This window comes from Rhodococcus sp. (in: high G+C Gram-positive bacteria), from assembly GCF_049591685.1.
In the GTDB taxonomy this organism is placed as follows: Bacteria; Actinomycetota; Actinomycetes; order Mycobacteriales; family Mycobacteriaceae; genus Rhodococcoides.
In genome coordinates this window covers 1-7,730 of sequence record NZ_JBAWFH010000264.1, presented here as the reverse complement: position 1 = coordinate 7,730, position 7,730 = coordinate 1, and the positions used below count along the sequence as shown (strand labels likewise).

Annotated in this window: 8 protein-coding genes; 1 reads left to right on the top strand and 7 read right to left on the bottom strand. The window is 64.5% G+C overall.

Features of this window, described 5'->3' with window-relative positions:
* From WBQ44_RS11135 to pafA, 3 genes are all read right to left on the bottom strand, one after another.
* Positions 1–797, bottom strand: a 797-nt coding sequence (locus WBQ44_RS11135) for a helix-turn-helix transcriptional regulator (RefSeq protein ID WP_495566750.1), incomplete at its 3' end; no start/stop codon positions are given.
* A complete protein-coding gene (locus WBQ44_RS11130) occupies positions 794–1,783 on the bottom strand; it encodes a helix-turn-helix transcriptional regulator (protein WP_495566749.1) in 990 nt (329 codons plus the stop codon). The genes WBQ44_RS11130 and WBQ44_RS11135, both read right to left, overlap by 4 nt.
* Positions 1,784–1,815: 32 nt before the next feature.
* Positions 1,816–3,174, bottom strand: a complete 1,359-nt coding sequence (gene pafA, locus WBQ44_RS11125) for a Pup--protein ligase (RefSeq protein WP_495566748.1) — start codon at positions 3,172–3,174, stop codon at positions 1,816–1,818.
* Between the two features lie 92 nt (positions 3,175–3,266).
* Here pafA and WBQ44_RS11120 point away from each other — a divergent pair, with 92 nt between their 5' ends.
* On the top strand, positions 3,267–4,742 hold the full coding sequence (locus WBQ44_RS11120) for a bifunctional phosphatase PAP2/diacylglycerol kinase family protein (protein WP_495566747.1): 1,476 nt from the start codon (positions 3,267–3,269) through the stop codon (positions 4,740–4,742).
* A gap of 58 nt (positions 4,743–4,800) precedes the next feature.
* On the opposite strand, the gene prcA is transcribed toward WBQ44_RS11120, so the two are convergent.
* From prcA to WBQ44_RS11100, 4 genes are all read right to left on the bottom strand, one after another.
* Positions 4,801–5,553: a proteasome subunit alpha gene (gene prcA / locus WBQ44_RS11115; protein ID WP_495566746.1), complete on the bottom strand. Its 753-nt coding sequence runs from the start codon at positions 5,551–5,553 to the stop codon at positions 4,801–4,803.
* Complete coding sequence (gene prcB / locus WBQ44_RS11110; RefSeq protein WP_495566745.1) at positions 5,550–6,440, bottom strand: proteasome subunit beta; 891 nt, start codon at positions 6,438–6,440, stop codon at positions 5,550–5,552. The genes prcA and prcB overlap by 4 nt, the downstream gene beginning before the upstream one ends.
* Positions 6,437–6,631, bottom strand: coding sequence for a ubiquitin-like protein Pup (locus WBQ44_RS11105; RefSeq protein WP_019666269.1), 195 nt, complete (start codon positions 6,629–6,631; stop codon positions 6,437–6,439). Before WBQ44_RS11105 ends, prcB begins: the two co-directional genes overlap by 4 nt.
* 149 nt (positions 6,632–6,780) lie before the next feature.
* The coding region (locus WBQ44_RS11100; RefSeq protein ID WP_495566744.1) for a proteasome accessory factor PafA2 family protein at positions 6,781–7,730 on the bottom strand (950 nt) is incomplete at its 5' end.

The window sequence follows — 7,730 nt, the reverse complement described above, 5'->3', positions numbered from 1 at the left end:
GCGCCGACCTGCGTCATCGGGTAGTAGTCCATGACCCAGGCGTACCCCGGTGCTATCCGCAGGCGAGCCTGCGGCAACGACGGATCGTCGTTGAAGATGTCGAAGCTCTCGTCCGGCGACGCGTCCGCCGGCGCTGACGCAGTCTCGTCCAGCTCCACCGCCCGGTCGATGCGGTCGAATCTGAACAGGCGAACTCCCTCGGCGCGACGACACCATGCCTGCAGATAGCTGTGACCGTCGATGATCACGGTGCGGATGGGGTCGACGATGCGCTCCGACACTGCGTCGCGCGACGCCGAGTAATAGGTCAAATCCAGTGCATGTTGCCGACGTAGGGAGGAGCGCACCGCAGCTGCCGCGGGGTTTTCAGGGCTGACCTGCGCGTCGTCCGTCTTCGGCGACGACGGTACGTGCGCCGCCGCAGACCCGGCCGCAGCTTCGATCTTGGCGATAGCGCGCTGCGCCGCTGTGGGGTCGACCATTCCGGGCATCGAGGTGAGCGATCTCAGTGCAACGAGTAGAGCCGTGGCCTCGGTGGATGTCAACCGCAGCGGCCGGTCGATCCCAGCGGAGAACGTGACCTCGATGCTCTCCTCGGAGAACGACAGGTCGATCAGATCGCCCGGACCGTATCCCGGCAGCCCGCACATCCATAGCTGATTGAGGTCGGTCATCAAGGTCGTGGTGCTGACACCGAGTTCTTTCGCCGCCTCGTCCGCGCTCATTCCCGGATTGGCCAAGAAGAAAGGCACCATGTTCAACAACCGAGCGAGCCGAACCGACAAACGTGCACTCATCGAACGCCTTCCGCCACTGCGGCGCGGAGCGTCGCGATCACATCGGCTCGAAGCTCGGGCGGGTCGAGGACAAGAGCATCTGCTGCGTGTCCTGCCACCAGCCTCGTCACCCACTCCCACGATCGAACCGGGATGCGCAGAACCGAACCGTGCCGCTCTCCCACCACCCGGTTTTCCACCTCGGTCCCCATTCGACGAATCTCCTGTGCACCGTCGGCCACGACCCAGACGGTTGCCGTTCCGTTGACCTCGGCGGTGCCGGCGACTCTCTCGACGATCGACTGCAAGTCCACATCGTCCGGTTTACGCACACTCCCGGCACGCCCGAAGGTGGTCACATCGTCGCCGATACGCGAGAGCCTGAACGTTCGGGTGTCATTGCGGTCGGTGTCGTGACCGACCAGATACCACTTGCCGCGAAACGTGACGACGCCCCACGGCTCCACGGTTCGGGTGGTGAACGGGTCGGTCAACGCGCTCCGATGCTGAAAGCGCACGGATCTTCCCGCGTCGATCGCGGCGAGTAACGCGCCGAGGGCAGGTTCGGATCCTCGTGTTCGGGCAGGCACCGCCGTGATGGACGCAGCCGAGTCGTCCTGGTCCACCTGAATGCCCGCAGCGCGGAGTTTCAGCAGAGCACTTTGAGCGGCGGAAGTCAGTTCAGGTGACTCCCAGAGTTGCACCGCGACGGCCACTGCCGCGGACTCCTCCTGGGTGAGGTCGATATCGGGAAGCTCGTATGCATCACGATTGATGCGGTAGCCCTCGACGCCTCCGTTGCCCACGGACAGCCCGGTCTCGAGCGGAACCCCGAGGTCGCGAAGCTCGTTCTTGTCGCGTTCGAACATGCGACTGAACGCCTCGTCGCTTCCCGAGTCTCCATATCCCGCGACACTGTCTCTGATTCGCTCCGCCGTCACGAACTGACGCGTCGACAACAAACAGATGACAAGGTTCATCAACCGTTCGACTTTGGTGATCGCCACGGCCTAAACCCTATCGGTCGATGTTGTCGGAGCTACATCGACGCGATCAGTCGCTCCACTCTTTCGTCGACGGAACGGAACGGGTCCTTGCACAGAACGGTGCGCTGAGCCTGATCGTTGAGCTTGAGGTGCACCCAGTCCACGGTGAAGTCGCGTCCGGCGTCCTGAGCGGCGGTGATGAATTCACCACGCAATTTGGCACGGGTGGTCTGCGGTGGCAGGTCGACGGCCTCGTCGATCTGCTCGTCTTCGGTGACCCGCTTCGCGAGGCCCTTGCGCTGGAGCAGATCGAACACGCCTCGTCCACGTTTGATGTCGTGATACGCGAGATCGAGCTGCGCAATCTTGGGGTCGGACAGCTCCATCGAATATCGGTCCTGATAGCGCTGAAACAGCTTGCGCTTGATGACCCAGTCGATCTCGGTGTCGACTTTCGCGAAGTCCTGCGCCTCCACCGCGTCCAGGGTGCGACCCCACAGGTCCACAACCTGTTCGACCTGTGGATCGCTGTCGCGGGTCTTGAGGTGCTCGACGGCACGCGCGTGGTATTCACGTTGAATCTCGAGTGCACTCGCCTGGCGTCCGCCCGCAAGGCGAACCGGGCGGCGCCCGGTCAGATCGTGACTGACCTCGCGGATGGCGCGAATCGGGTTGTCCAGCGCGAAATCTCGGAACGACACGCCCGCCTCGATCATCTCGAGCACCAGCGCAGCACTACCCACCTTGAGCAAGGTCGTCGTCTCGGCCATGTTGGAGTCGCCGACGATGACATGGAGGCGGCGGTACTTCTCGGCGTCTGCATGTGGCTCGTCCCGCGTGTTGATGATCGGCCGGGACCGAGTGGTTGCCGAGGACACGCCTTCCCAGATGTGCTCGGCTCGCTGCGACAGGCAGAACGTGGCAGCCTTCGGGGTCTGCAGAATCTTCCCTGCGCCGCAGATCAACTGACGGGTCACCAGGAACGGCAGAAGTACGTCGGAGATGCGCGAGAACTCTCCAGCACGCTGCACGAGGTAGTTCTCGTGGCAGCCGTACGAGTTGCCCGCGGAGTCCGTGTTGTTCTTGAACAGGTAGATGTCGCCGCCGATGCCCTCCTCGGCAAGCCGCTGTTCCGCGTCCACGAGCAGGTCTTCGAGAACACGCTCTCCCGCACGATCGTGCGTGACGAGCTGCAGCAGGCTGTCGCACTCCGCCGTCGCGTATTCGGGATGCGATCCAACGTCGAGATACAACCTTGCGCCGTTGCGAAGGAACACGTTGGAGCTGCGTCCCCACGACACGACTCGGCGGAAAAGATAGCGGGCCACCTCGTCGGGACTCAGACGCCTGTGCCCGTGAAAAGTACACGTGACACCGAACTCGGTCTCGATGCCCATAATTCGTCGCTGCACAATTCGACAGTACAACGCAACTCGGCAGTTGGAGCGTCCCGAGGTGCCACACAATCGCCTGTGTCGGGCCGAAAGGCGCCTACGCTTGGCTTGTGACCGACCCGTATGTGCCGTTGCCCGATCGGATCCACACCTGGGACACCCGACTCTTCGATCGCACGGCGGCCAGTCGAGCGTCCGCCGCGGATCCGGTTCTGCGCGCGTTGAGTACAGCCGCTGACCACAGTGCACTGTGGATCGCTACCGCCGGACTGCTCGCCGCTCGACCGGGGCGGAGCCGACGTGGTGCCGTGCGTGGTCTTCTCGCGGTAGCCGGAGCCAGCGCGCTCGCCAACGGCGTCCTCAAGCCGCTGATGCCCCGCCCGAGACCGGGGTACGACAGAACTCCACTGGTGCGCCGGCTGCTGTCCCCACCGGTGTCGTCGTCGTTCCCGTCCGGTCACGCCGCGTCAGCGGCCGCGTTCGTCGCAGGCGTTGCACTCGAATCACCCCTTGCCGGTACAGCTTTGGCGCCGGTGGCAGCGGCCGTGTGTTATTCCCGGGTGCACACGGGCGTGCATTGGCCGTCCGACGTGATCGCAGGTGCGGCGCTCGGGACAGGCATCGCTCTCGCAACGCGGCGGTGGTGGGCAGTACGTGACGACGAGCCCGCCGTTCTGGGGACCGAGGCCGATGTGCCCGCACTACCGCGGGGGCGAGGTCTGCTCGTGTTGGTCAATCCGGGGTCCGGTTCGAACCGAGACGACGACGTCGTCTGCGCCATCGAGGCACATCTGCCGGACGCGGAACTGTTCGAGCCCGATACCGACGCCGACTTCACCGAACAGGTCGAGCAAAGAATCGTTCGTTCCCGTGCCAGCGCGCTCGGGGTCTGCGGAGGCGACGGCTCGATCGTCTCTGTCGCGGATTCGGCTGTGCGTCACGGTCTCCCGCTCGCCGTTTTCCCTGGCGGCACCCTCAACCACTTCGCGCGCGACGCAGGTGTTGCCGACACAACGGCGACCGCCGAGGCAGTCGAGCGCGGGCGGGCCACACGCGTCGACCTCGCTTTCGTCACCGTGGACGGGCACGACCGTGTCCCGTTCGTCAACACTGCGACGTTCGGTGGTTATCCCGATTCGGTCCGTATGCGAGAAAACCTGCAGGGCCGTATCGGTAAGTGGCCCGCGGCGGCGATCGCCATGATTCGGGTGCTTGCCGAAGCCGAACCGCTGTCGATCACGCTCGACGGCGAACCGACAGCGGTATGGATGCTGTTCGTCGGCAACGGTCGCTACTCCCCCATCGACCAGGTGCCGATGTCTCGGCCGTCGATCGGTTCCGGGACTCTCGACATTCGCTACCTGCCCTCAACGCCGTTTCTGTCGCGGACGCGACTGGTGATCGCGGCGCTCACCGGCACGCTCGGATCGTCGGCGACATATGTGCATTCGTCTCGACCGTCCCTGGACGTACAGGTGAAGGGTCCAGATATCGCGCTGGCGACGGACGGCGAAGTGAGTGCCGACGGTCGGAGCTTCGAGTTCTCCGTCGACGACGGGGCATTGACGCTGTATCGCAACGACTGACGGATACAGCCCCGGCGTCACCACGATCGGTGACACCGGGGCTGTCCGGATCCTCCGCTTACGGAGTCGGTGAATCACCCGTGCCGGCCGCCGCCGACAGCATCTCCTCGAGCGCCGGTCCCGCGATGCGTCGAAATGCGCGACGAGGGCGTCCCTGGTCCAGGACGGCCACTTCGAGCGAGCTGACCTCGAGTGCCTTCTTCTCCGGGTCCGATCCACCGTTGGGCGCGGGCGTTGCACCGGCGGCGAGCGCGGACACCGACAACCCGACCGCGGTCGCCAGGTCGAGAGCAGGTCGATAGGACTCCCGCAGTGCGGTCACGATCGGTTCGGTCGTGCCACCCATGACCACGAAGTCCTGCTCGTCGACGATCGACCCGTCGTAGGTAATGCGGTAGAGCTGACTTGCCACCGGCTCGTCCGAATGCGACACCTCCGCAACGCAGATCTCCACCTCGTACGGCTTGAGCTGCTCGGTGAAGATGGTCCCCAATGCCTGTGCGTAGGTCTTGGCGAGAGAACGGCCCGTCACGTCGCGCCGATCGTAGGTGTAGCCCTTTGTGTCGGCGTGGAGAATGCCGGCCTTGCGCAGATTCTCGAACTCGTTGTACTTGCCGACTGCGGCGAAGCCGAGCCGGTCGTACAACTCACTGACCTTGTGCAGCGCCGAAGACCGGTTTTCCGCGACGAACAACACGCCGTCTGCATACGACAGAACGATTACGCTGCGTCCACGAGCAATGCCCTTGCGCGCCAACTCCGACCGGTCGCGCATGATCTGCTCGGCAGATGCGTAGTACGGCATGGTCACGAGACTGTCCCCCCCTGTTCTGCATTGCGGGACTGCTCGTCCTGCGCCTGTGCGGCACGGTCGGCGATGACCGCTCGGGCAGCGTCGGCGATTCTGCTCTCGTCGACTTCGGTCGCTCCGATGCCGGTGATCGTGACCGCGGTCGGGTAGATACCGCGAGTGACATCCGGTCCGCCCGTAGCGGAGTCGTCGTCTGCCGCGTCGTACAACGACTCGACTACGGCACGGAGCGCTTCCTCTTCACCGAAGTTCGAGCTGTAGAGCTTCTTCATCGCAGACTTGGCGAAGAGCGAACCCGACCCGACCGCGTGGTAGCCGGACCGCTCCTCGTACCGACCGCCAACGACGTCGTACGACACGATCCGTCCTGCACGCTGGGGGTCGGCGATGTCGACGTCGAAGCCGACCAACAGTGGAACCGCCGCGAGCCCCTGCATGGCGGCGCCCAGGTTGCCACGCACCATCGACGACAGCTTGTTGGCCTTGCCGTTGAAGGTCAACGGCACGCCTTCGATCTTCTCGTAGTGCTCCAACTCGACAGCAAAGAGTCGAACCAACTCGATTGCGATGCCGGCAGTTCCAGCGATTCCGGCCGCCGAGTACTCGTCGGTGACGAACACCTTCTGCATGTCGCGGTTCGCGATCAGGTTCCCCTGCGTCGCACGGCGATCGCCGGCGATGAGCACACCGCCGGCGTACGTCACCGCGACGATGGTCGTGCCGTGCGGGGCCACACCCGACATGTCCGCGTTCATAGCGGTCGTTCGATTCTCCGGAAGGAGGTGTGGGGCGTGGTCACGAAGATGGTCGGTGAACGAGGCGTGATGCGAACCGAACGTCGGCGCAAGACCCTCAACCGAGGAGTTCGCCGTGCGATCCACCCTCACTGGCCGCCCTTCTGAACATAGGCACGTACGAAATCTTCCGCGTTTTCCTCGAGCACGTCGTCGATCTCGTCGAGGAGGTCGTCGGTCTCTTCCGCCAGCTTCTCGCGTCGTTCCTGACCACCACCGGCCTCGCCGGGGACCTCGTCGTCGCCGTCGCCACCGCCAGAGCGCCGTGTCTGCTCCTGAGCCATAGTCGCCGACCTCCTTACGTGTTCGCAATACCTGCTCGGACCTTCACCCTACCGATTCGGACCCGTCCGGGGTGGTGCGACACCGCTCGCCGTTCGGGCGACTTGTCCGTCACCGGCCCGCCGACCCGTGCAACGGCGTCCGCGCCGAGTCAGGTGGTCAGCTGCTCGACGAGTTCAGCCGCTGTTTCCGCGGCCTCGAGCAGCTCGCCGACGTGCGCCTTACTGCCGCGTAGAGGCTCGAGTGTCGGAATGCGAACCAGTGAGTCGCCGCCCAGATCGAAGATGACCGAATCCCAACTCGCGGCAGCGATGTCGGCTCCGAATTTGCGCAGGACCTCCCCGCGGAAGTACGCCCGGGTGTCCGAGGGCGGCGTCGAGACCGCGTCCAGAACCTGCTGCTCGGTGACGAGACGCTGCATGGAACCACGCGCGACGAGGCGGTTGTAAAGGCCTTTGTCGAGTCGAACGTCCGAGTACTGGAGATCGACCAGATGCAGGCGGGGAGCGGACCAGCCGAGCCCTTCGCGCTGGCGGAAACCTTCGAGCAACCGCAGCTTGGCGGGCCAGTCGAGCAGGTTTGCGCACTCCATCGGATCTCGCTCGAGCAGGTCGAGAACCATGGCCCACTTGTCCAGGATGTCCGCCACCCTGGGGTCGTCGTTCCCTTCGCCCGCGACGAATTTGGCCACCCGCTGGTGGTAAATCCGCTGCAGAGCCAGCGCGGTGAGCTCTCGGCCGTCGGCAAGCGCCACTGCCTGGCGAAGTGTCGGGTCATGACTGATCTGGTGCACGGCTGTGACCGGCCGGGCAAGCTGCAGATCCGACAGATCCACACCGGCCTCGATGATGTCGAGAACGAGCGCAGTGGTACCGACCTTCAGATACGTCGCCATCTCCGCCAGGTTGGCGTCACCGATGATGCAGTGCAGTCTGCGGTACTTGTCCGCGTCGGCATGGGGTTCGTCGCGAGTGTTGATGATCCCGCGCTTGAGGGTGGTTTCGAGACCCACCTCGACCTCGATGTAATCGGCGCGCTGCGACAGCTGAAATCCGGCTTCGTCGCCCGACTGTCCGATTCCCACCCGGCCCGACCCGGTGA

Excerpts from the sequence above, each read along its gene's own strand:
- WBQ44_RS11105 (WP_019666269.1), bottom strand. The coding sequence starts at position 6,631 with ATGGCTCAGGAGCAGACACGGCGCTCTGGCGGTGGCGACGGCGACGAC.